Annotated in this window: 29 protein-coding genes; 19 read left to right on the top strand and 10 right to left on the bottom strand. The window is 65.3% G+C overall.

The window, feature by feature from the left end; genetic code table 11:
- Positions 1-90: 90 nt before the first annotated feature.
- The 3 genes from Har1131_RS00795 to Har1131_RS00785 all read left to right on the top strand — a co-directional run bounded on the left by Har1131_RS00795 (position 91) and on the right by Har1131_RS00785 (position 3,001).
- Positions 91-1,377, top strand: coding sequence for an O-acetylhomoserine aminocarboxypropyltransferase/cysteine synthase family protein (locus tag Har1131_RS00795; protein ID WP_050037455.1), 1,287 nt, complete (start codon positions 91-93; stop codon positions 1,375-1,377).
- Positions 1,374-2,582, top strand: coding sequence for a homoserine O-acetyltransferase (metX, locus tag Har1131_RS00790; RefSeq protein WP_050037456.1), 1,209 nt, complete (start codon positions 1,374-1,376; stop codon positions 2,580-2,582). The genes Har1131_RS00795 and metX overlap by 4 nt, the downstream gene beginning before the upstream one ends.
- A 116-nt stretch (positions 2,583-2,698) precedes the next feature.
- The gene (locus tag Har1131_RS00785; RefSeq protein WP_008311270.1) at positions 2,699-3,001 is read left to right on the top strand and encodes a rubredoxin-like domain-containing protein; all 303 of its coding nucleotides are present in this window, start codon (positions 2,699-2,701) and stop codon (positions 2,999-3,001) included.
- 26 nt (positions 3,002-3,027) lie between these two features.
- On the opposite strand, the gene Har1131_RS00780 is transcribed toward Har1131_RS00785, so the two are convergent.
- Positions 3,028-3,585: a hypothetical protein gene (locus tag Har1131_RS00780; RefSeq protein WP_129755935.1), complete on the bottom strand. Its 558-nt coding sequence runs from the start codon at positions 3,583-3,585 to the stop codon at positions 3,028-3,030.
- An 88-nt stretch (positions 3,586-3,673) separates the two neighbouring features.
- Here Har1131_RS00780 and Har1131_RS00775 point away from each other — a divergent pair, with 88 nt between their 5' ends.
- The 3 genes from Har1131_RS00775 (at position 3,674) to Har1131_RS00765 (ending at position 6,659) form a co-directional block, all read left to right on the top strand.
- Positions 3,674-4,558 carry a ketopantoate reductase family protein gene (locus Har1131_RS00775; protein WP_151147183.1) on the top strand — a complete coding sequence of 295 codons (885 nt, stop codon included), beginning with the start codon at positions 3,674-3,676 and terminating at the stop codon, positions 4,556-4,558.
- Positions 4,559-4,700: 142 nt separating this feature from the next.
- Positions 4,701-5,876, top strand: coding sequence for a galactonate dehydratase (dgoD, locus tag Har1131_RS00770; RefSeq protein ID WP_151144620.1), 1,176 nt, complete (start codon positions 4,701-4,703; stop codon positions 5,874-5,876).
- A gap of 123 nt (positions 5,877-5,999) precedes the next feature.
- Positions 6,000-6,659, top strand: a complete 660-nt coding sequence (locus Har1131_RS00765) for a DUF502 domain-containing protein (RefSeq protein WP_151144616.1) — start codon at positions 6,000-6,002, stop codon at positions 6,657-6,659.
- Between the two features lie 20 nt (positions 6,660-6,679).
- Here Har1131_RS00765 and Har1131_RS00760 read toward each other — a convergent pair whose 3' ends face one another.
- On the bottom strand, positions 6,680-7,612 hold the full coding sequence (locus Har1131_RS00760; protein ID WP_175055153.1) for a branched-chain amino acid transaminase: 933 nt from the start codon (positions 7,610-7,612) through the stop codon (positions 6,680-6,682).
- Positions 7,613-7,826: 214 nt separating this feature from the next.
- On the opposite strand from Har1131_RS00760, the gene Har1131_RS00755 reads away from it, so the two are divergent.
- Complete coding sequence (locus Har1131_RS00755) at positions 7,827-8,057, top strand: hypothetical protein (protein WP_151102828.1); 231 nt, start codon at positions 7,827-7,829, stop codon at positions 8,055-8,057.
- 136 nt (positions 8,058-8,193) lie between these two features.
- Here Har1131_RS00755 and ribB read toward each other — a convergent pair whose 3' ends face one another.
- From ribB to Har1131_RS21535, 5 genes are all read right to left on the bottom strand, one after another.
- Positions 8,194-8,868 carry a 3,4-dihydroxy-2-butanone-4-phosphate synthase gene (gene ribB, locus Har1131_RS00750; protein ID WP_014039325.1) on the bottom strand — a complete coding sequence of 225 codons (675 nt, stop codon included), beginning with the start codon at positions 8,866-8,868 and terminating at the stop codon, positions 8,194-8,196.
- Positions 8,855-9,553 (bottom strand): DUF120 domain-containing protein, encoded by a 699-nt coding sequence (locus Har1131_RS00745; RefSeq protein WP_008311261.1) that lies wholly within the window; start codon positions 9,551-9,553, stop codon positions 8,855-8,857. The genes ribB and Har1131_RS00745 overlap by 14 nt, the downstream gene beginning before the upstream one ends.
- Positions 9,554-9,818: 265 nt before the next feature.
- Positions 9,819-10,223 (bottom strand): hypothetical protein, encoded by a 405-nt coding sequence (locus Har1131_RS00740; protein WP_023843095.1) that lies wholly within the window; start codon positions 10,221-10,223, stop codon positions 9,819-9,821.
- Between the two features lie 314 nt (positions 10,224-10,537).
- Complete coding sequence (gene twy1 / locus Har1131_RS00735; RefSeq protein ID WP_044951627.1) at positions 10,538-11,518, bottom strand: 4-demethylwyosine synthase TYW1; 981 nt, start codon at positions 11,516-11,518, stop codon at positions 10,538-10,540.
- A gap of 82 nt (positions 11,519-11,600) precedes the next feature.
- On the bottom strand, positions 11,601-11,738 hold the full coding sequence (locus Har1131_RS21535; protein ID WP_004964745.1) for a hypothetical protein: 138 nt from the start codon (positions 11,736-11,738) through the stop codon (positions 11,601-11,603).
- Between the two features lie 144 nt (positions 11,739-11,882).
- Here Har1131_RS21535 and Har1131_RS00730 point away from each other — a divergent pair, with 144 nt between their 5' ends.
- Positions 11,883-12,050: a zinc ribbon domain-containing protein gene (locus Har1131_RS00730; protein WP_014039328.1), complete on the top strand. Its 168-nt coding sequence runs from the start codon at positions 11,883-11,885 to the stop codon at positions 12,048-12,050.
- Between the two features lie 25 nt (positions 12,051-12,075).
- Here the strand turns inward: Har1131_RS00730 and Har1131_RS00725 are convergent, their stop codons facing one another.
- Positions 12,076-12,648 (bottom strand): peroxidase-related enzyme, encoded by a 573-nt coding sequence (locus Har1131_RS00725; RefSeq protein WP_014039329.1) that lies wholly within the window; start codon positions 12,646-12,648, stop codon positions 12,076-12,078.
- A 148-nt stretch (positions 12,649-12,796) separates the two neighbouring features.
- Here Har1131_RS00725 and Har1131_RS00720 point away from each other — a divergent pair, with 148 nt between their 5' ends.
- Positions 12,797-13,270: a DUF6789 family protein gene (locus tag Har1131_RS00720; RefSeq protein WP_014039330.1), complete on the top strand. Its 474-nt coding sequence runs from the start codon at positions 12,797-12,799 to the stop codon at positions 13,268-13,270.
- A gap of 28 nt (positions 13,271-13,298) precedes the next feature.
- Here Har1131_RS00720 and Har1131_RS00715 read toward each other — a convergent pair whose 3' ends face one another.
- The gene (locus Har1131_RS00715) at positions 13,299-13,823 is read right to left on the bottom strand and encodes a helix-turn-helix domain-containing protein (protein WP_014039331.1); all 525 of its coding nucleotides are present in this window, start codon (positions 13,821-13,823) and stop codon (positions 13,299-13,301) included.
- 145 nt (positions 13,824-13,968) lie between these two features.
- Here Har1131_RS00715 and Har1131_RS00710 point away from each other — a divergent pair, with 145 nt between their 5' ends.
- From Har1131_RS00710 to Har1131_RS00685, 6 genes are all read left to right on the top strand, one after another.
- Positions 13,969-14,343: a NifU family protein gene (locus tag Har1131_RS00710; protein WP_151144613.1), complete on the top strand. Its 375-nt coding sequence runs from the start codon at positions 13,969-13,971 to the stop codon at positions 14,341-14,343.
- A gap of 203 nt (positions 14,344-14,546) precedes the next feature.
- Positions 14,547-15,092, top strand: coding sequence for a CDP-2,3-bis-(O-geranylgeranyl)-sn-glycerol synthase (locus Har1131_RS00705; protein ID WP_151102831.1), 546 nt, complete (start codon positions 14,547-14,549; stop codon positions 15,090-15,092).
- Positions 15,093-15,155: 63 nt separating this feature from the next.
- Positions 15,156-15,428, top strand: coding sequence for a hypothetical protein (locus Har1131_RS00700; protein ID WP_151144610.1), 273 nt, complete (start codon positions 15,156-15,158; stop codon positions 15,426-15,428).
- A gap of 56 nt (positions 15,429-15,484) precedes the next feature.
- Positions 15,485-16,675, top strand: a complete 1,191-nt coding sequence (gene hemC / locus Har1131_RS00695) for a hydroxymethylbilane synthase (protein ID WP_151144607.1) — start codon at positions 15,485-15,487, stop codon at positions 16,673-16,675.
- Positions 16,672-17,433 carry a uroporphyrinogen-III C-methyltransferase gene (gene cobA, locus Har1131_RS00690; RefSeq protein ID WP_014039336.1) on the top strand — a complete coding sequence of 254 codons (762 nt, stop codon included), beginning with the start codon at positions 16,672-16,674 and terminating at the stop codon, positions 17,431-17,433. Before hemC ends, cobA begins: the two co-directional genes overlap by 4 nt.
- Positions 17,433-18,221, top strand: coding sequence for a uroporphyrinogen-III synthase (locus tag Har1131_RS00685; RefSeq protein ID WP_014039337.1), 789 nt, complete (start codon positions 17,433-17,435; stop codon positions 18,219-18,221). Before cobA ends, Har1131_RS00685 begins: the two co-directional genes overlap by 1 nt.
- Positions 18,222-18,257: 36 nt before the next feature.
- Here the strand turns inward: Har1131_RS00685 and Har1131_RS00680 are convergent, their stop codons facing one another.
- A complete protein-coding gene (locus tag Har1131_RS00680) occupies positions 18,258-18,983 on the bottom strand; it encodes a PspA/IM30 family protein (protein ID WP_050037463.1) in 726 nt (241 codons plus the stop codon).
- 216 nt (positions 18,984-19,199) lie between these two features.
- Here Har1131_RS00680 and Har1131_RS00675 point away from each other — a divergent pair, with 216 nt between their 5' ends.
- The 4 genes from Har1131_RS00675 to Har1131_RS00660 all read left to right on the top strand — a co-directional run bounded on the left by Har1131_RS00675 (position 19,200) and on the right by Har1131_RS00660 (position 21,872).
- Positions 19,200-19,454, top strand: a complete 255-nt coding sequence (locus Har1131_RS00675) for a hypothetical protein (RefSeq protein WP_023843099.1) — start codon at positions 19,200-19,202, stop codon at positions 19,452-19,454.
- A 4-nt stretch (positions 19,455-19,458) separates the two neighbouring features.
- On the top strand, positions 19,459-20,004 hold the full coding sequence (locus Har1131_RS00670) for a hypothetical protein (RefSeq protein WP_014039340.1): 546 nt from the start codon (positions 19,459-19,461) through the stop codon (positions 20,002-20,004).
- Between the two features lie 75 nt (positions 20,005-20,079).
- Entirely contained in the window at positions 20,080-21,543 is a 1,464-nt protein-coding gene (locus Har1131_RS00665; RefSeq protein WP_014039341.1) for a DHH family phosphoesterase, read from the top strand.
- 95 nt (positions 21,544-21,638) lie between these two features.
- Entirely contained in the window at positions 21,639-21,872 is a 234-nt protein-coding gene (locus tag Har1131_RS00660; RefSeq protein WP_014039342.1) for a hypothetical protein, read from the top strand.
- The last annotated feature ends 112 nt before the right edge of the window (positions 21,873-21,984 follow it).

The raw sequence follows: 21,984 nt of genomic DNA, 5'->3' as shown, positions 1-21,984 counted from the left end.
GGCGTACCGATACCATGCCATCCTATCACAATAAGAGAGTATTGCCGTAACTCTGAGTTATAGATAGCTAGAGATATATGCATACTGCACATGACCAACGACTACGGATTCGGGACGCGCTGTGTCCACGCCGGCCAGGAGGAGCCGGACCCGGCGACTGGGGCTCGCGCGCCGCCCATCTATCAGACCTCGTCGTACGTCTTCGAGGACGCCGACACCGCGGCCGACCGGTACGCCCTGGAGGACGACGGCAACGTTTACTCGCGGTTCGACAACCCTACTGTCCGGATGCTCGAAAACCGCATCGCCTCCCTCGAAAACGCCGTCGACGCCGTCGCGACGGGGTCGGGGATGGCCGCGCTCGACGCCGGGACGTTCGTCCTCGCGGCCAACGGCGACAACATCGTGACGGCCTCCTCTATCTATGGCGGCACGCATTCGTACTTCTCGAAGGCCGCCAGCCGGCGGGGCATCGAGACGCGGTTCGTCGACACGCTCGACCCGGACGCCTACGCCGCGGCCATCGACGAGGACACGGCCTACGTCCACTTCGAGACCATCGGGAACCCCTCGCTCGTGGTCCCGCCGATGGAAGACATCGCTGAGGTGGCTCACGACCACGGCGTGCCCGTCTTCGTCGACAACACGTTCGGGACGCCGGCGCTCTGTAACCCGCTTGACCACGGCGTGGACCTCCTCTGGGAGTCGACGACGAAGTGGATTCACGGCTCCGGGACGACCGTCGGCGGCGTCCTCGTCGACGGCGGCTCGTTCCCCTGGGACGAGTACCCCGAGAAGTTCCCGGAACTGGGCGGCGAGAACAAGGCCTTCGGGAAGAACTTCACCGAGGCATTCGGCGACCGCGCCTTCTCCGTCGCCGCCCGCCAGCGCGCCCTCCGGTCGCTGGGCGACGGCCAGAAACCGTTCGACGCCTGGGCGACGCTTCAGGGGGTCGAGACGCTCTCCCTGCGGATGGAGCGCCACTGCGAGAACGCGATGACCGTCGCACAGCACCTCGACGACCACCCCGATGTCGCCTGGGTCACCTATCCCGGACTGGAGAGTCACGAGACCCACGACCTGGCACAGCAGTACCTCTCCGGCGGGTTCGGCGGCATCGTCACCTTCGGACTGGAGGGCGGCTACGATGCCGGCCGACGGTTCTGCGAGGAGACCGAACTCGCGCAGTTCCTCGCCAACATCGGCGACGCGAAGACGCTGGTCATTCACCCGGCCTCGACCACCCACGCCCAGCTCAGTGAGGAAGAGCAACGCGCCAGCGGCGTGACGCCGGACCTCCTCCGGTTCAGCGTCGGCATCGAAGACCCCGAAGACATCATCGCGGACATCGACGACACAATCGAGCGAATCACATGAACGTCGAACACAACACAGTCTCGCTGGGCGAGTTCGAGTTCGACTGCGGCGAGACGATTCCGGATCTCGAAATCACCTACGAGGCCTACGGGGAGTTCGACGGCGACAACGCGGTGCTGGTCTGTCACGCCCTGACCGGCAGCGCCCACGTCGCCGGCCGCGACCGGGTCGACAGCGCCGACCAGGCCCGCGCCTGGTGGGACGACATCGTCGGCCCGGGCAAGGCCATCGATACCACGGAGTACTACGTCGTCTGTGCGAACGTGCCCGGCTCGTGCTACGGGTCGACGGGGCCAAAAAGCGAGAACCCGGAGACGGGCGAGCCCTACGGCACCGACTTCCCGCCGGTCACTGTCACGGACTGGACTGAGGCCCAGCGCGCGCTGCTCGACGAACTCGGGATTCCCCACCTCCACGCGGTCGTCGGCGGCAGCGTCGGCGGCATGAACGTCATCGAGTGGGCCAAGCGCCACCCGGACCACGTCGACCGCATCGTTCCCATCGCCGCGGCCGCGCGACTGGACACACAGTGCCTCTCGCTCGACGCCATCGCCCGACGGGCCATCACGACCGACCCGAACTGGAACCAGGGCCACTACTACGGCGAGGACCAGGACCCGCCCAGCGACGGGCTGGCGCTGGCCCGCCAACTGGGCCATGTGATGTACCTCTCGAAGGCGTCGATGGAGCGCCGCTTCGGCCGCCGCGCCGCCGGCCGGGACGCCGTCCGCACGTTCCCCACCGACGCCGCGGGCGCGTTCTTCCCGTACCGCGACGTGGAGTCGTACCTCGATTACAACGCCGAGAAGTTCACCGAGCGCTTCGACGCCAACAGCTACCTCTATCTGACACGGGCGATGGACAACTACGACCTCGCCGCCGGGTTCGAGTCCGATGCGGACGCGCTGGCGGCCTTCGACGGCGACGCGCTGGTGATGTCTTTCACCGCCGACTGGCACTTCACCACCCAGCAGGCGGAGGCGCTGGCCGACTCGCTCCGGGCGGCCGACGCGAACGTCGCCCACCACGTCATCGACTCCGACCACGGCCACGACGCGTTCCTCGTCGAACCGGACAACGTCGGGCCGCCGCTCGGGGACTTCCTCGACGACGGCGTCGCGGGCAAGGCCGTCACCGACTCGGTGGTCGAGGACAGCCAGGAGAGTGACTTCGCACCCGTCCACAACAGCCTGTTCTCGCAGTAGCGACGCGAGTGCCGTTCGCCGACAGGCGGGTTCGCTGGCCCCGATTCGGCTCGTCAATCATGCATATTCTGTCTTACGGTAGCATTTAACATATTTCGGAACGACTAGCTCTATGTATGGCTGACATGACCACGAACATCGAAAGCGAGGAGTATTCGTTCGGCCAGACGGTGTACGACGAGGACGGGGACGCACTCGGGACCATCCGCGGGTTCGACGAACACGGCTTCTACGTCACGGTCGAGGACGGCATCGAGTCGCTGTCGAGCGAGCATCTCAGCGCCGGGGCCGCGGGCGAGGCCGAACTGATGTGGCGCTGCTGGGAATGCGGCGAGATGGGCCAGATAGAGGACATCCCCGACGAATGCCCGTCCTGTAACGCGCCCAAGGAAGACATCTACTACTGGCAGGAGGACTGAGGCGACGCCCGCGTGACAGGCCGGGCTTACGCCCGCTCGAATCGCTCGGCGACGGCCGGTCCGACTGACTCCCGCACGGTCTCGACGGCCGACGGCGGAAGCGAGAACCGAAGTGTCGTCCAGTCGAGTTCGAGAACCGCGTGCCCGTCCGCATCACCGATGACTACGTACACCAGCGTCCCCCCGTAGACGCGCGCCAGCGCGTCGAACGTTTCTGCCGTCATCGGCACCGTTCCGGTCGTGTGGGTGTCGGTAGCCGACACGTCGGTGTGGCCCGCGAGCGTCTCGACAGCGAACCGTTCGTGCTGGGGGGTGTCTCGTCGGCCGACACCGAGGTGGACAAAGGCCTTTTCGGGGGACCGCGGTGACGCGTCCAGCACCGCCGCGAGCACGTCCAGCCCGACCGCTTCGTCCGGGTCGGACAGTTCGAACCGACGCCTGGTTTCGTCTTCCGGCCAGGTCGGTCCCGGTTCGACGCCGCCGCCGATGCCCTCCCACGCCGTGACGATTGTCTCGGTCAGCCGGTCGATGCCGATTTCGTCGATCGCCCGAACTACCGCCTCGGCGTCGTCGGAGTCGCCCATGGCCGCTCGTTCGTCGCTCGCGGCAAAGTGCGTGCTGATTCCGACCGCCGGTGATGGGTTTTTGTTCGGGCCGTCCCTGCTCGTCGGTATGGATATCGTCGTCGTCGGGGCCGGAAGCCTCGGCAGCCTCGTCGGTGGCTTGCTCGCCCGCGAACACGACGTGACGCTCGTGGGCCGCGAGCCACACGCCGGCAGCGTTAGCGAGAACGGTCTGTCGGTGGTGGGAACCGAGGAGTTCCGGGTCCGTCCGGGCGCACAGACGACGATTCCACAGCGTGCCGACCTCGCGCTGGTGACGGTCAAGGCCTACGACACCGCCGCCGTTGCAGCGGACCTCGCGGACTGCACGCTCGACGCTTGCCTCTCGCTCCAGAATGGGATGGGCAACGAGGAGCGGTTAGCCGCCGAACTCGACTGTCCGGTGCTGGCTGGGACGTGTTCCTACGGCGCGCGGCTCAGGGAACCGGGCACCGTGGCGTTCACCGGCCGCGGCGACATCGTACTCGGGGACCGCAACGGCGGCCGGTCCGCAACCGCCGACGACGTCGGGGCGGCGTTCCGTGCGGCCGGTATCGAGACAACCGTCGTAGCGGATATGCCGACCCGCCTCTGGGAGAAACTCGCGGTCAACGCCGGTATCAACGCTGTGACCGCGCTCGCCCGCGTGGCGAACGGCGCGCTGGCCGACTCGCCGGCCGACAACATCGCGGCGGACGCTGTACGGGAAACGGCCGCCGTCGCCCGCGAGCAGGGGATCGACCTCTCGGACGAGCGTGCGGTATCGCTCGTCGAACGTGTCGTCGACGACACCGCCGCCAACCACTCGTCGATGTACCAGGACATCTCGGACGGCCGCCAAACGGAAATCGACGCCATCAACGGCTACGTCGCGGCGACTGCGACGGCACCAGTCCCGGTCAACGAGACGCTTGCCGGGCTCGTCCGTACGTGGGAGCGACACCGCGAGCGGTAGGTTCTGGAATCACACAACGACTATATACACGTCTCCTATGTGTGTCTCACATGACTCCACAGACCGACGGAGCGCGGCTCGACGCGCCGCGTAGTGCTCCCAGCAGGACTGCTTCGTGTACTACAGCGAGGGGACCACTGGTATGACAGCGGACGACGCGGCCGGGAACCGCATCGTCGACTACGAACTGTTCGAGGTCCCGCCGCGCTGGCTCTTCCTTCGGCTAGAGACGGCCGACGGTACCGTCGGCTGGGGCGAACCCGTCGTCGAGGGTCGAGCACATACCGTGCGTGCGGCTGTCGAGGAACTGCTCGACAGCTATCTCGTCGGCGAAAACCCTGAGAACATTCAGGACCACTGGCAGGCAATGTACCGCGGCGGCTTCTACCGCGGCGGCCCGGTCCTGATGTCTGCCATCGCCGGCATCGACCAGGCGCTGTGGGACATCAAGGGCAAGCAACTCGGCGCGCCGGTCCACCAGCTACTGGGCGGGCAGGCCCGAGACCGGATTCGGGTGTACCAGTGGATCGGCGGCGACGAGCCCTCGGACGTGGCCAGCGCCGCCCGGGCGCAGGTCGATGCCGGGTTCACGGCGCTGAAGATGAACGCGACGCCGGAAATCGAGCGCGTCGACAACCCGGCCGCGGTCGAGGCCGCCGCGACCCGCCTCCGGGAGGTCAGAGAGGCCGTCGGCCCCGAGGTGGACATCGGCGTCGACTTCCACGGCCGCGTGACGAAACCGATGGTCAAACGGCTCGCGTCCGCGCTGGAGCCCTACGAGCCGATGTTCATCGAGGAGCCAGTGCTGCCCGAACACAACGACGCGCTGCCGGCGCTCGCGGCTCACACCGACATTCCGATTGCGACCGGTGAGCGGATGTACTCGCGCTGGGACTACAAGGCGGTGTTCGAGGACGGGGCCGTCGACGTAATCCAGCCGGACCTCTCCCACGCCGGCGGCATCACCGAGGTGTACAAGATAGCGTCGATGGCCGAGGCCTACGACGTGGCGATGGCCCCCCACTGCCCGCTGGGCCCGGTCGCCCTGGCGTCCTGTGTCCAGGTCGACGCCTGCTCGCCCAACGCTCTCATCCAGGAGCAGAGCATCGACATCCACTACAACGAAACCACCGACGTGCTGGACTACCTTGCCGACCCGTCGGTGTTCGACTACGAGGACGGGTTCGTCACTGTCCCCACCGACCCCGGACTGGGTATCGACATCGACGAGGCGTTCCTCCGGGAGCAGTCCCAGCAGGACGTCGACTGGCACAACCCGGTCTGGCGACACGACGACGGCAGCGTCGCCGAGTGGTAGCCCGGCGGCTCCCCCTCGGCAACTGGCTATCCTCTCGCACTCTTCACCGGACAACTGTGAGACCGGCAGCACGGACACGCACCAAAGGAAAGGGCTCATATTCCGCGCCCGATACGTACCTGTATGGCCTCCTCAACGTCGTGGAAGCGCGATTTTGCGAGCGGCCTTATTATCCTGTTGCCGCTGCTGGTGACGGTTTACGTTATCATCTATCTCTACTCTATCCTCGCGTCCGCGGCGGTCATCCCGGCGATTGACGGCGAACTGCTAGCGACGCTCGGACTCCCCTCGGGAACGTCGTCTGTCGAACTCGCACGGGTGTTCACGACGCTGATTATCTTCATCCTCATCGTGTTCTCTATCGGCTATCTGATGCGGACGGCCTTCGGCGACATCGTCGAACGCGCAATCGACGACGCGATGAACCACGTCCCCGGGCTCCGGGTGGTGTACAACGCCTCGAAGATGGCGGTCGAGACGGCTGTCGGTGGAACCGAAGAACTTCAGGCACCGGTGAAACTCGAAGTGTGGGACGGGATGCGGATGACCGCGTTCAAAACGGGCCAGACGACCGAGGACGGCCGCGAGGTGCTCTTCTTGCCGACAGCGCCGAACATCACGACCGGCTACGTCGTCGAGGTCGAACCACACCGCTACGAGGAAATCGACGAGCGCGTCGAGGAAGCGTTGACGCGCATTCTCAGCGCCGGGTTCGGCGACACGGACCGGAGTACCGCCACGCCGATTCCGGTCGCCGACGAGGAAGACCTCGCGGACGATTAACCGCGCGGTTCAGTTCTCGCTCAGACGTAGTGGAACCACTCTTCGCGGTCGCCGCTCTCGATGACGTCGAAGAAGGCCGACTGGAGTTCGTCGGTGACCGGCCCCTTGGTCCCTTCGCCGATCTCGTTGTCGTCGACGCTTCGGATGGGCGTGACCTCCGCCGCCGTGCCGGTGAAGAACAGCTCGTCGGCGGTGTACAGCTCTCCGCGGGAGATGGTCGCTTCCTCGTGGACGGTGTAGCCCATCTCCTCGGCGAGCGTGATTGCGGTGTTGCGGGTGATGCCTTCGAGGATGCTCTCGGCCAGTCCGGGCGTGTAGATTTCGCCGTCTCGGACCATGAAGATGTTCTCACCCGGGCCTTCGGCGACGTTGCCTTCCTTGTTCAGGACGATAGCCTCGGTGTAGCCATTGCGGCGGGCCTCCTCGCCGGCGAGCATGCTGTTGACGTACAGCCCCGTCGTCTTGATGTTGGTTGGAATCTGGCTGGAGGCGTGCTTGCGCCAGGACGACACCATCACGTCGACGCCCTCTTCCAGCGCTTCCTCGCCCAGATACGCGCCCCACGGCCACGCGGCGATGGTGGTCTTCGTCGGGCAGTCCTTCGGGCTCACGCCCAGCGAATCGAAGCCGTAGTAGACGATGGGGCGGATGTAACACGACGCGAACCCTTCCGTTTCGATGAGTTCCGTCGTCGCCTCGGTGAGTTCGTCCTTGCTGAACTCGATGTCGAGGTCGTAGGGTTTCGCGGACTTGTACAGGCGGTCGAGGTGTTCTTCCCAGCGGAAGATGGCCGGCCCCTGTTCGGTGTCGTAACAGCGAACGCCCTCGAAAACGCCGGTCCCGTAGTGCAGCGCGTGCGTGAGGACGTGGGTCTGTGCGTCCTCGAAGTCGACGAACTCGCCGTCCATCCAGATGCGGTCGGTCCCCTCGAACATCTCTGGACGGTCGCTCATCGAACGACCCCTCCGGTGAGTTGACAGTCGCGATGCCCGCGGGTGATGCCTCCTGCTGTCTCGTTGTGTGTCATATCTACCCCATTGATTCCCTTGGTTAAGAGTGTTGACGATACCCCCGCGGGTCAGGGTCGCGTTGTCTCGTACGGCCAGTACGGAGCACTGCCCCGGCGAGCACAAACGCTTTAGTGGAATCTGGCCGTCTGCACCGCACATGTCCTCCCTGAAGCGGTCGCTCCACCGCAGCGTCGCTGTCCTGTTGCTTCCGCTGGGCCTGCTCCTGATTCAGGCCGAGGTCATCACGCGCAATCTCTCTGGTGTCGTCGAATCACCGGTGCCCGGGCTCTCTCGGGCCGTGGGTATCGATTTGTTCACTGGAGCGACGCTGTACCTCGTCGCCAGCGGCCTCAGACAACTTGCAGTGGCGGCGGATACACCCTTCTGACTCGTAAACCGGTCCAGTCCTGTGATTGCTGGGAATAAACACTGGCTGTCTGCTTCCCACACTGTTGGACGTTGGTCTCTCAATAATCCTGCGGCACGGAGTGTCGACTACTCTGTCTCAGCTACAGCCACCAGTATCAGTCGAACCGCTCTAGCAGACTGGCCCCTTCGACGTACACGAGGCCCTCGCGGTCGGCGTAGGCCCGTGCCGCCGCCGGGGGTAACGCCGCGCCGGTCTCGTCGTCCAGCATCTCACAGACGACGGCGGCCTCGGGCTGGTCGGCCGCGGCCGCGAGCGCGAGCGCGAGTTCGGTGTGCCCTTCGCGGTCGGCCAGGCCGTCCGGGGCCGCCCGGAGCAGGTGGACGTGGCCCGGTGACCGGAAGGCATCGCTGAACGCGTCCGGGGCCGGGTCCGCCGCGACGGCGGCCAGTTCCCGAATCGTCAGCGAGCGGTCGTCGTCGGTGATCCCGGTGAACGTATCGCGGTGGTTCACCGTCAGCGAAAACGAGGAGCGCTCGTCGTAGGCGAGGTCGTGGTCGGCCGCCGTCGGATGGTCGAGGACCTCCTGCATGAACGGCAGTTCCAGCGCCTCGGCGACGCGGTCCGAGAGCGCGACGCAGACGAGGCCCCCGGCGTCGTTGCGCATCCGGGCGACGGCGTCGGGGCTGACGGCCCCGGCCGGGTAGACGAGGTCGGTCTCACCTTCGCGGTCGGCGGCGTCGTGGATCAGCACCGGCTCGCCGCGGGCGAAGGCGGCGACGGCGTCGGCCACGCTGTCGGCGTCAACGGCGGTTTCCTCACTCCGAGACATGCACGATCACCTCGTCACCGTCGGCCAGTTCCAGCACCTCGCGGAGCTTCTCGGGCGCGATTACTTCGAGTTGCTCCTCGCCGTGGTGGGTCCGCTCGGGGGCGATGACGTGGGCCGGCTCGTACTCGCCATCGCTCCCTTCTATCGAGGCGGGGTAGCAGTACGCGGGACCGTACGTCCGCTCGTCGTCTTCCCACCCCTCGATGGTGACCGGTTCGATGGCGCTCATCCGCGCTCGCTTGCGGACGCTCTCGGCCGTGAGTTCGAGGTTGAGCGTGCCCGCGAACGGCTCGTACCCCAGTCGCTCGATGAACTGCTCCATGTAGCCCGGCAGCGTGATGTAGTGTCGTCCCTCTCCCATCCCCGAGGTGACGACGCCGGTCAGGTCGACGCTGGCGTCGGACTCGAAGATCCGCCGGTAGTCGGCGTACTCCGACTGGAGGCGGCGTTCACCGTCCCCGGTCAGTTCGACCTCTTGCCCGTCGCTGACGATGTCCCGGGCCAGTAGCCCGGCGTCTTCGAGCCGCTGGAGCCGCCGCGAGGCGGTCTGGTTCGAGGCGTCCAGCCGTTCCGCGAGATCGGCACAGGACACCTTTGCCGACTCATCGAGCGCACCGTCGAGGGCGAGCAGTTTCAGCGTCGCCAGTTCGTCCCGACCGACGCCCTGTCCCGTTGATTCAGCCATGCATTGCAGTAGGGATTCCCGCCGGATAAGCATACCGAAGGTGGAATGCATTCCACTTTTGGAACGGAGAAAAACTGGTACGGGGTTGGTAGCAGAAGCGCGTCTTACCGTTTCTACTGGATACAATTCAAGCCGCTGCCTAACACGTTCGGCCCTATCACACTGCTGTGATAGATGATAAGACGCGGCTGGGAGACACTGGTCGAAAATGCATCATGAGACCGCGAAACCGGGTATCGGCCCCGATTCGTTTCGATTGGGCTATTCAGAGGCTGCCTTCGAGCAACGAGACAATGGACTCTGTCCGTTTGTCGACTTTGTCCATGTTGGTGCATGGCTCTTTATCAACCGTGAGGACTCCATCGCTGTAGTTGATCTCACCAGTCATCCCTGCGACGTTCTTGAACACGACCGACTCCAGCTCTGCTTCAAGCGCTTCCCGCCCCAATTTGTCGCTACAGATTGCCTCGAAGGCACTGATTGTCGGTAGAAAATAGACTTTCGTCCACCCTTCGAACCAGAGCTCTTCGTTGACTCTCTCGTCGATAAGTGATTCCCACTGGATATCGAGATCGACCTCAAAACCCGCTGCGTCGTCAATTGAGTCCTTTAGCGACGGCATTTCTTCTTCCTGAAACTCCTTTACTTTTCGCTTACTTTTTAGATCCATTAATATTCACGCGATTGAAAATACGCCCCCTTATGTATTTAATACTATTCTTTCGGACTACGATCTTTCACTACGAGTGGCACTCCTGAGTGGTGTCTGGCCAGTTCTTTCCACTCCTACGCAAACTCGAAAAGAGCGCTCTCGATAGGACAGAATCAAACCCACCGGTTCCATTCCTCTGGATCTGTAAGAACAAGCGGATTAACCGCTATTCAACGGAGCAGGCGAAAAAGCGACTGCCTTCGCTCACGGTTTCGCTGTTCGCATTGTGGTCCCACTCCGCTCGACTTGCGTCCCGATGTCGTACATGGCACTCAGTACTCGACGAGCGAATCCTGCTCCCAGAACTCGCTCGACTTCTCCAGTTTCGGAACCCATGTGTTCTCGTCCTCGGCGAGCATCGCCACGCGGGAGTCTTCGACCTCCTTCAGCACGTCGTGGTCGGGGAGGTACTCGCCCATCTCTCGTGTGAACTCCCGGACCTCGCTGTGGTCGGGCATCGAGTCGCGGTCGAGACGGCCCCGCGAGTGGCCGACGTGCATGTACGCCTTCATCTCGACGAAGTCCGCATCGGCCCGGTCACACATCGCCGCGTACCACTCGGGGTGGTGCATGTTGTGGCCTTTGACCAGCGTCGTCCGGATGACGGTGCGGGTGTCGTCTTTCTCGGCCAGTACGTCCAGCGTGTCGATGAGCGAGTCCCAGGCGTCGTCCTCCATCGCCTGCACCGTCGAGTCGAACGTCTGGCGGTCGGCGGCGTCGACGGAGACGTACAGTTGCGTGGGGTCACACCGCTCCAGCATCTCCGTGTTGGTCCCGTTGGAGACGAGGAAGGTGGTGATGTCGCGGTCGTGGAACTCCTCGATGAGTTCCGGCAGGTGCGGGTAGAGCGTGGGTTCGCCGTCCAGCGAGATGGCGACGTGGCGCGGTTCCATCGCCTGGTCGAACACCTCGCGCGGGACTTCATCGTTGCCCCCGAAGCCCGACAACAGTTTCCGCTGGAGTTCCACGGAGGCGTCGGCGACCGCCGCGGGGTCGTCCCACTCCACGTCGCCGAGTTCGTAGGCGTGGCCGGCGTGGTCCCGCCAGCAGAACACGCACCGCTCGTTGCATTTCACGACCGGCGTCATCTGGATGCAGCGGTGGGACTCGATACCGTAGAAGATGTACTTGTAACACTTCCCTTCGCCGCGAAGGGCGTTTTTCGTCCAGCCGCAGGTCTGGGCGGCCGTGTGGTTCTCGCTGTGGTAGGCCGGGTCCGAGACCTGCTTCGGACCGCCGTCGGCGTCACTCATTGCTGTCGGCTTCAACAGCCAGCGGCAAAAACTCCCGGATGTTGCGCGTCAGTCACGATACGCTCGGACCGCGTGTGGCAACTTACGTCAGCTTGACGATGGGGTTGCTCATGTGGTGGCCGACGACGTTGCCGTTCTCCATGATCCGGTCGTAGCCATCGTCGTCAACTTCGATTCGGGTTTCGCTGTCCTTCTGCATCAGATAGAGTGTTTTGTTCATACACCTGTGGATGCCCCTGATAGGCAAGACCAGAACTACTAGGTGTATAGATACGCGCTGTGATGTATGCTATATGTATCAAATCCCGGCGGAGATGTATCTCAGCCGGAAGATTTTGGGGGCTCCGGATAGTGAGTACATAGTATGGGTGTGCTTGACACGGTCTCCGAGCTGTTCGGCTCCGGGGACCAGCACTACCGGTTCCGCTGTGACGACTGCGGGACCGAGTTCGCACAGCGCGTGGCGACAGTCGAGGACCTGACCTGTCCGGAGTGTGGCGCTGGGGCGGTGCGGCCGGCCGAAGCAGCGTGAGGTTGGGGTGCCACTAAGCCCCGAGTCAGCGGCCCAGATCGTAGAACTCGTCGTTCGGACGGATGTCGGCGAGCTGTGCCAGCCGGTTCGAGAGGTTGAAGAAGGCGGCGACGCTGCCGATGTCCCAGATCGCGCGGCGGCTGTAGCCGTGGTCCTCCAGCCGTTCGAGGTCTGCGTCCTCGATACGGGCGGGCGATTCTGTCAGCTTCACCGCGAAATCCAGCATCGCCTTGTGCGTCTCGTTGATGTCCGCAGTTCGGTGGTTCGCGGCGACCTGTTCGGCGAGCTTGGGTGCGTCGGCGTAAATACGCAGCAGCGCACCGTGGGCGACGATACAGTAGAGGCAGTCGTTGACGCCGCTGACGGCGACGATTATCATCTCGACTTCCTCGCGTTCCAGCGCCGTCTGCTCGACCAGCGCGTCGTGGTACGCGAAAAAGGCCCGGAAGTGCGAGGGACGATAGGCCATCGCCGGGAAGATGTTCGGCGTGAAGCCGGCGCGTTCGGTCTCCTCTTCGATGCGTTCCTGCAGGTCTTCGGGGAGGTCGTCGATGTCGGGGGTTTCGAACCGAGCCATCACTGTGTCGGAGTCTGCCATACCACACGTCCGTCCGGCCGCGGCTTGAAAGTTAGCTGCCTGTCTGGCCATGGCTGGCGAGAGCTGCTGTATAGTTCTTCCGGGGACGTGGCACGAGGTCGAACAGCCACGCCGGCTCTTTTGCTAGGCGGCGCGACCGTTCGTATGCATGTCAACGACGACAGAGACGACACAGACGTACGACGTCAGTACCGGCAACTGGAAAGCCGGCGTGCTCGGCGGTATCGCCGGGAGCGCCGTGATGGGTGCCTTGATTCTCGTGATGAACACCGCGACGCTCGCCGTCGCAATCCCGTCCCTGTACGGGCTCGCGCCGCCGCCGAGCCCAGCGGCTGGCCTCGTCGTCCACCTCTCCCATGGGGCCGTGATGGGCGTGATGTTCGCCGGGCTGGCGAGGGTCCTCAATCTGGAATCGTCCGGCAAACTGCTTGGGCTCGGCGTCGGCTGGGGCGTCGCCACCTGGGTGCTCTTTGCCGCGCTTCTGATGCCAGTCTGGCTCGGTGCGGTCGGCTCGCCGGCCTCCCCGCCGTTCCCGAACTTCGCGCCGCCGTCGCTGCTGTGGCACGTCGTCTACGGGGGCGTCCTCGCGGTCGTTTACGCCGCGACCGTGGACCGCATCTGAGACCCAACCTGAGCCGTCGCGGTCGCCGCTACTGCTCCTGAAACACGGTCCACTGTCGCTCGTCGGTTCTGGCGTCGGCTATCGCCTCGACCTTCTCGCGCTGCAGGTCGTCCAACTGCGCAGTCGCCAGCCGAATCCACGACAGGAACTCCCCGCGGAGCCGCTCACGCACTACTTCAGGCGGCTGTGGCGTGTAGACGTACACATGCCCGCCCTCCGGCCTGATTCGCCGGCGCTTCTCGACGACGCCGAACTCCGCGAGATGGTTGAGATGGCGCGCGACGACGCTCCGGTCGTAACCGATCTGTTCGGCCAGTGCTGCCACGGTCAACTCACCGCCCTCCATCACGCAGAGACAGACGTCCAGCTCGGTACCGGACATCTCGAAGACGGTCTGCAGCAGGGTTTCGAGCGACGGCTCGCTGACCGCCGCGTCCGTCGCCTCGGTCGCCGCCATCGGCTGGCCACAGCACTCCGGCCGGTTCTCGCCGATACCGATGCCGCCGCAGGTCGCACACTCGAACAGTCGCGGTTCGTCGGCGGAGGGTGTCATACGACGGGCTACTCACCCCGCCGGTAGAAGCTTCAGGTATGGTCGGAGTAACTACGGGCGGGTGCCGGCGGGTCGCGGTTTCTCGCCCGTCATATAGATGTTAGTCCAAAGGTCTAAGCCCTCCCGGGACCGAATACAATTCACTATGAGCACTGACACAGAGGACGCCAACGACCTGCGCGAGCGAATCACGAACTTCCTGCGCCGCAACTTCCCGCAGATCCAAATGCACGGCGGGAGCGCGGCCATCGAGGAAATCGACCGCGAGGAAGGCAGCGTCACGATCCGCCTCGGCGGCGCCTGTTCCGGCTGTGGCATCTCGCCGATGACCATTCAGGCCATCAAGACGCGTATGACCAAGGAGATCCCGGAGATCAACGAGGTCACCGCCCGAACTGGGATGGACCAGCAGGAAGGGATGTCCGGCGGCAGCGGCGGCATGAGCCCCTCGTTCCCCGGCGAGTCCCGCGGCGGCGACGTCGGCGGCGACGAAGACGAAGGCCCCGAAGCGCCGTTCTGAGGCCAGCTCTCGATCTTTTTTAGATTCGTGGCTAGCCGCAGGTGTGGAAGCGTCTCTGTGAGTCGCCGTCTCTGTGCTCAACAGCCAGAAAGCCCCGACTGGCTCGGGAGCTTTCTGGCTCGTCGCATCCGAACCAACGCAAGCAACCATCACTGCAGCAGCGAGTCACACAGATTAAGACGACGGGGCCAGACGGCGGGGATATGGAGACGGTCGATACGGTCGTCTGGGCGCTGTGGGCGATGTTGCCGGCGTATATCCCGAACAACGCCGCGGTACTCGCTGGCGGTGGCAGACCGATAGACGGCGGTCGGACCTGGGGCGGGCGGCGGGTGCTCGGCGACGGCAAGACCTGGCGCGGGACACTGATCGGAACCGCCGCCGGGACGCTGCTCGCGCTCGGACTGACACAGGCCGCGCCCAGCGTGAGCGCTGCCCTGGGAACCGACCTCCCGACGTTTCCGCTCCGTGCGGGGCTTGGACTCGCCTTCGGCGCGATGCTCGGGGACATCGGCGCGTCATTCCTCAAACGCCGGACTGGCCGCGAGCGCGGGGCGGCGTTCCCCGGGCTGGACCAGTTGGATTTCGTCGTCGGAGCGTTGCTCTGTGCGCTTGTGGCCGCGCCGTCGTGGTTCACCGAGACGTTCACGCTCCCGGTGCTGGTCGTCGTTGTCGTCGCGACGCCGGTGTTACACGTCGTCACCAACGGTCTCGCCTACCTGCTCGGGCTGAAAAACGAGCCGTGGTAACAGTTGTAGCGGCCCGTGGCGTTTTCCAATAGAACTACTTCTATCGCCCACAACGCACACTCGATGGCCCTGGCCACCTCCCTCCCGGTCGGTAGACGTGCCCCGCCGATCATTAGACGTGCGACGGCTGCTGGCGTGCTCTGTACGGCGGTCTTTCTGCCGGTCATGTACGTGCTCCTGCACGCGTACGTAGTCCTCACGGTAAGCGTCGGTCCCGTCGACACGCTCAACAGACTGATTGACTTCGCTCTCGTCGCCGGCGGCCTGACGACGTTCGTTGCGGGGTTCGTTTCGCAGCTCCTGACCGAGACGTTCCTCGCCAAGCGGCCTGCATAACGACATCGAACCGACGAAGAAGTGCGCTTTTACGCACTGACCGAGGAGTGTCGGGTATGACAACACGCGGGGAGACACTGCAACTGGCGACGCGGGGGTCGGACCTCGCGTTACGCCAGGCGGAGACGGTCCGGGACACGCTGTCGAGCCGCCGGCTGACGGTCGAACTCGTCGAGGTGGAGACGACGGGCGACCAGATCCGGGACGAACTCATCCACCGGCTGGGCAAGACCGGCGCGTTCGTCCGGAGCCTCGACGAGAAGGTGCTCGACGGCGAACTCGACGCGGCGGTCCACTCGATGAAGGACATGCCGACCGAACGGCCCGACCGCCTCGTCGTCGCGGGGGTCCCCGAGCGGGCCGCCGCCGAGGACGTGCTGGTGACGCCGGACGGCCGCTCGCTCGATGAACTGCCGGAAGGCGCGACCGTCGGCACGTCGAGCCTGCGACGCAAGGCACAGTTGCTCGCCGAGCGCGACGACCTCACCGTCGAACCGCTCCGGGGCAACGTCGACACGCGCATCGCGAAGCTGCTGGCCCCGTCGCTCCAGCAGGAACATCAGGAGCGCCACGAGGCCGAACAGGAGCGGAAGGGTAACGCCGGCGACCCCGACGCCGACGAGGCGGACGAACACGCCGAGGACACAGACACTGACGAAGCGGACGAACATCCCTACGACCGCACGGTCGAGGAGTGGTTCGACGACCTCACCGAGTTCGAGCGTCGAGCGATGGAGCGGGACCCGGACGTAGAGTACGACGCCATCGTGCTGGCGAAGGCGGGCCTCCACCGGGCCGGGCTCACGCGCTACGTCGGCATGTCCGACCTCGACCCCGACCGGTTTGTGCCGGCCCCAGGGCAGGGCGCGCTTGCGGTGACCGCCGTCGACGGCGACCTCGCGCTGGACATCAAGGACCGACTGGACGACCCACAGACCCGCGTCGAGACGACCGTTGAGCGGACGATTCTCGAAGAACTCGGCGGCGGCTGCGTCGCGCCGATCGGCGTCCATGCTCACCTGGAAGGCGGCGTCGTCCACACGCGGGTGCGCGTACTCTCACAGGACGGCACCGAGGAGGTCTCGGTCGGCCGCGACATCCCGGCCGAGTACCACATTGACGCGGCACAGGACCTCGCAGCGGAACTCGCCGAACAGGGCGCTGACGACCTCATCGCCGAGGCCAAGCGGGACTCGACGGAGGCAGACGACGACGCTTCGACGGCGCGGGAGGAAGACGAGGAATGACGGACGCTGCACCCGGCAAGGTGTATCTGGTCGGCTCCGGTCCCGGCGACCCGGACCTGCTGACAGTCAAGGCAAAGCGCCTGCTGGAGGAGGCCGACGTGGTGTTGCACGACAAGCTCCCCGGCCCCGAAATCATCGGGATGATTCCCGAGGAGAAACGCGAAGACGTGGGCAAACGCGCCGGCGGCGAGTGGACGCCCCAGGAGTACACTAACGCCCGACTGGTCGAACTCGCCGAGGAGGGTAACACCGTTGTCCGACTGAAAGGCGGCGACTCGATGGTGTTTGGCCGCGGCGGCGAAGAACTGGCCCATCTCGCGGAGAACGGAATTCCCGTCGAGATCGTTCCGGGAATTACGAGCGCTATCGCCGGCCCCGAAGCCGCCGGGATTCCGGTCACGCACCGTGATTACACGTCTTCAGTCTCCTTTGTCACCGGCCACGAGGACCCGACGAAGGACGAATCGGCCGTCGACTGGGAGGCCCTGGCCGCGACCGGCGGCACGCTCGTCGTCCTGATGGGCGTCGGCAAACTGCCGCAGTACACCGAGGCCCTGCGCGAGACGGGGATGGACCCCGATACGCCGGTCGCCCTCGTCGAACGTGCCACTTGGCCGGACCAGCAAGTCGCTACCGGGACGCTCGACAGTATCGTCTCGGTCCGCGATGAGGCCGATATCGAACCCCCCGCGATCACCGTCATCGGCGAGGTGGCCGGCGAGCGCGAGCGGGTGGTGGAGTTCCTGGAGGGGTACTGATGCGCGAGGAACCGCGCCTCCGCGTGGCTGCCTTCAGGCCTGCCGACGACCGCCTCGATAGCGCGGTCGAACTGCTGGAATCGCTCGGCGCCGACCCGGTCCCGGACCCGATGCTGGCGGTCGAACCAGCGGCGGCCGGCGACACCGACGGTGACGGCGACGACGGCCCGGTCACGCCGCGCACCGACGCCGACTACGTCGTCCTGACCAGCAAGACCGGCGTCGAACTCGCCGCCGAAGCCGGCTGGGACCCCGGCGAGGCGACGGTGTGTGCCATCGGCCAGTCGACCGCCGAGGCGCTTCACGAGGCCGGCTACGGCGTCGACATCATCCCCGCGGAGTACTCTTCGACGGGACTCGTCGAAACGCTGTCCGGGGCGGTGGCCGGCACAAGAGTCGAAGTCGCCCGGTCGGACCACGGCTCTGCGGTGCTGACTGACGGGCTGGAGGCTGCCGGCGCGTACGTCCACGAAACCGTGCTGTACCGGCTGGTCCGGCCAGCGGGATCGGGCGAGTCCGCGGACTTGGCGGCCACCGGGGACCTCGACGCGGCGCTGTTTACCTCCTCGCTCACGGTCGAGCACTTCCTCGATGCGGCCGCGGAGCGCGGCGTCCGCGAGGCCGCCATCGACGGGCTGAACGAGGCTACCGTCGGCGCGATCGGCGAGCCGACGCGGGAGACGGCCGAAAACGCCGGCATCTCGGTCGACGTCGTCCCCGACCAGGCCGACTTCGAGGCGCTGGCCTGCGAGGCCGTCGAGGCGGCGGCCCCGACACACTACGAGTAACGAGACTCGGACGGCGGTTTCGGCGTTTCTTCGGAGCTATTCTGCGGCCTCTTCGACGGCCTCGCGCTCGTCCATCTCGGCCCGCAGCGTCGCCAGTTCGTTCTCGACGGCCCGCTCGCTGGAGAGCCGGTCGAGTTCCTGGTCGATGGAGTCACCGTCGTCGAGTACCGATTCGAGCTGGCCGCTTTCTTCGAGTTCTTCGAGCGCGGCCGCGCGCGCCTCCATCTGCTCCGTGCGCTCAGTCGCCCGCTCGATGGAGCGGTGCACGTCGGCCATCGTGTCGCCAGCGCCGGTAAACGCCTCCGAAACCCGCGCCGACGCCTCGGCGGCCTGATAGCGGGCTTTCATCGTCTCTTTTTTCGTCCGGAACTGCTCTATCTGGCTGCTCAGTTCGGCCCGCTTGCCGACCAGTCGGTCCTGTGTCTCCTGTAAATCGTCTATCTGACCCGTCAGCTCCGTTATCTGGCTGACGTTCACCTGCTTCTTCTCAAGCGCCCGGCGCGCGAGGTCGTCGCGCCCCTCCTGCAGGGCGGCCCGGGCCTGTGTGTCGTGTTTCTCGACGTTCGACCGCAACCGGGTTCGGTGTATCTCCAGCCGTTTCTTCTGGGTCGTCACGTCGGCGATACCGCGGGTCACGTCCTGCAGTTCGTCCCGCATCTGTTCGTATGAGTAGTCAAGTTCCGCCGCCGGGTCCGAAGTCCGACTGAGCAGGGCGTTGAGCTTGGCGCGGATGGCGAACGCGAACCGTTGGAGCAGACTCATCGGGATTGCTCCGGTCGGACAGGAACTCGAAGCGATACCGACTGCGGCTCGGTCGTGACAACACTCATGTCACCTCGTATGACTGTAGCCATTATAATAACAGGGTATTACTCGATTTAATACGGGGTTAATCGGCTAAAACGACGGAAATCCGCGGTTATTCGAGCTTACCGTCTGACTACTTGATGGGGTGCCGGAATCAATCGATGGACGACGATGACACGAACCCTACTGCGCACGGTCGGCACGCTGGTGCTCGCGCTGACACTCTTCACAGCGGCGGCCGCGGCTGCGCCCGCGGTGGACGGTGACGACGGGACGAACGCCGTCGGCCCGCCCGGCGGTCTCCCGGATCAGGTCCCTGACTTTGTGACAACGATCATCGAAGCGATTCAGGAGTTCCTCGCCGGTGGGAGCGACGACAGCCCCGGCTCGGACGTGAGTGGGGCGGCGACAGGGGCCGGGACGTAGACCGATGAACGGAAAGCTGCTCGCCGTCGGCGGCGCTGTCGTGCTCCTGCTCGCGGGTGTCGGCGGCGCGTTCGTCGCCGGCCTCGGCCCGTTCCAGGCGGAAAGCAGCGGGCAGGACCTCTCGGAGTTCCCGACGGAGACGCCTGATAGCGATACCGCCAGCACTGAGGACGGAACCAATGCTGACGGCGGCGCGGCCAGTACCCCGCCGTTTGCGTTCACCGTCGATTCCATCGAGGAGTGTGGCCAGACCTGTCGTGACGTGACTTCCACGCTGACGAATCAGCAGAACAGTACGGCGGCGGAAATCACCGTCTACACGCGGATTTACGCCGGGAACTCCACCGACGACGGTGACGTGGTCTGGGAGGGCTCCGAGGACGTGGGGACGCTCGAAGCTGACGAGTCCTACACCACGACCCGGCGCGTCGACCTGTCGTTCCGCGACGCCTACGCTATCGAACAGGCGGACGGCTGGATAACCATCCGGACGACTGTCGAGACGGCCGACCGGACCGTCACGCTCAGCGACCAGCGGAAGGTCGCCTGACGGGGCAGGCCGCTCCGGGACGACTGACTGCGCGTCTGAACGTTTTTATGCCGGAGCGCACCTATCCCCGGTACGATGACTACGACCGGCCCCGTTCCAGCGCTCGCCGACCGCGCGGCCGCCTGCGCCGACCGACTCCGGGCGGCCGACCGCGTGTTGCTGGCCTCCCACATCGACGCCGACGGGCTGACCAGCGCCGCCATCGCCACCGCGGCGCTGTCGCGGGCCGGCATCCCCGTCGAGACCGTGTTCAAGAAGCAACTCGACGCCGCTGAGATCGAGAGCATCGCGGCTCGGGAGTACGACACCGTGCTGTTCACGGACTTCGGGTCCGGCCAGCTCGACGTGATCTCCGAACACGTCGCCGCGGGCAACTTTGAGGCGATCATTGCCGACCATCACCAGCCGTCGGCCCCGGACGACTGCCACTCCGACGCGGTCGTCGACACCGACGGCTACGCCGACTTCGAGACGCATCTCAATCCGCTACTCGAAGGTATCAACGGCGCGTCGGAGCTCTCGGGTGCAGGCGCAGCGTACGTCCTTGCCCGCGCGCTCTCGACCGGGGAGACTGACAACCGCGACCTCGCCGCGCTGGCGGTCGTCGGCGCAGTCGGGGACATGCAGGCCGTCGGCGGGGAACTCGTCGGAGCCAACGCCGGTCTCGTCGAGGAGGGCATCGCCGCCGACGTGCTGGAGGAGGGCACCGACCTCTCGCTGTATGGCAAACAGACCCGACCGCTGCCGAAGCTACTTGAGTACGCCACGGAAGTTCCGATTCCAGGGATTTCGAACGATCAGGCCGGCGCGACGCGGTTCCTCGAAGGCCTCGGTCTGGACCTGAAAGCCGATGGAGACTGGCGGACGTGGGCGGACCTCTCCGACGACGAGCGCCAGACCGTCGCCAGCGGGCTGGTCCAGCGTGCCGTCGAGCGCGGCGTCCCGGCGGACAAGATCGAGACGCTCATCGGCACGACCTACACGCTGACTGCGGAACCGCGCGGCACGGAACTCCGGGATGCGAGCGAGTTCTCGACGCTCCTGAACGCCACGGCCCGCTACGAACGAGCGGACGTGGGACTGGCGGTCTGTCTCGGCGAGCGCGACGCACCGCTGGAGCGGGCGCGGACACTGCTGTCGAACCACCGCCGGAACCTCTCGGAGGGACTCACGCTCGTCAAGGAGCGCGGCGTCACCCAGGCCGGGACCGTCCAGTGGTTCGACGCCGGTGACGCCATCCGCGAGACCATCGTCGGCATCGTCGCCGGGATGGCGCTGGGGACCGACGGCGTCGATTCGGACAAGCCAATCATCGCCTTTGCCAGCACCGACGAGGACGAGACGAAAGTGTCCTCGCGGGCGACCGGCCCGCTGGTCGGCCGAGGCGTGGACCTCTCGGTCGTGATGCGCGACGCCGCCCAGGCCGTCGGTGGCGATGGCGGCGGGCACGACATCGCAGCGGGCGCGACTATCCCGACCGGCGAGGAATCGGCGTTCATCGAGGCGGCCGACGAGATTATCAGCGAGCAAGTCTCGTAACCAAGCCGTCACAAACAGCGCGGTAGGGTGACTGACGACGCTGCCACCAGTATCAGCAATAAAAGCTATACGTCCGCTTCTCCGAACACCCCACGATGGACTCTCGGGGCCTGTTCGATATCGCGCTCGTCGTCGTCGCCGGCCTGTTAGCCTACACTGAGACGTTCGGCTTCGCGAATCCGCGGACGACGCTGCAAGAGATTATCGCAGCTATCGCCAGGCTGGACATCCGTGTCTTTCTCGTCCTGGGTGGCATCTTCGGCATCTGCTTCGTCGCGTATCTCACGATGTATCTCCCCCAGAAGGACGCACGCACGATACAACGGTGATACTGTCGGCCGTAACTATGTCTGGATAGTCGCCACCCCTGGGAGGCGAAATTCGTCACAGACGTACAGCCGACAGTATGAACATCGGGCCATCTTTATCCCCAGCCCTGTA

This window comes from Haloarcula sp. CBA1131, assembly GCF_008728975.1.
In the GTDB taxonomy this organism is placed as follows: Archaea; Halobacteriota; Halobacteria; order Halobacteriales; family Haloarculaceae; genus Haloarcula; species Haloarcula hispanica.
The sequence above is the reverse complement of the archived record's forward strand: the minus strand, read 5'-3'. Positions and strand labels throughout refer to the sequence as shown.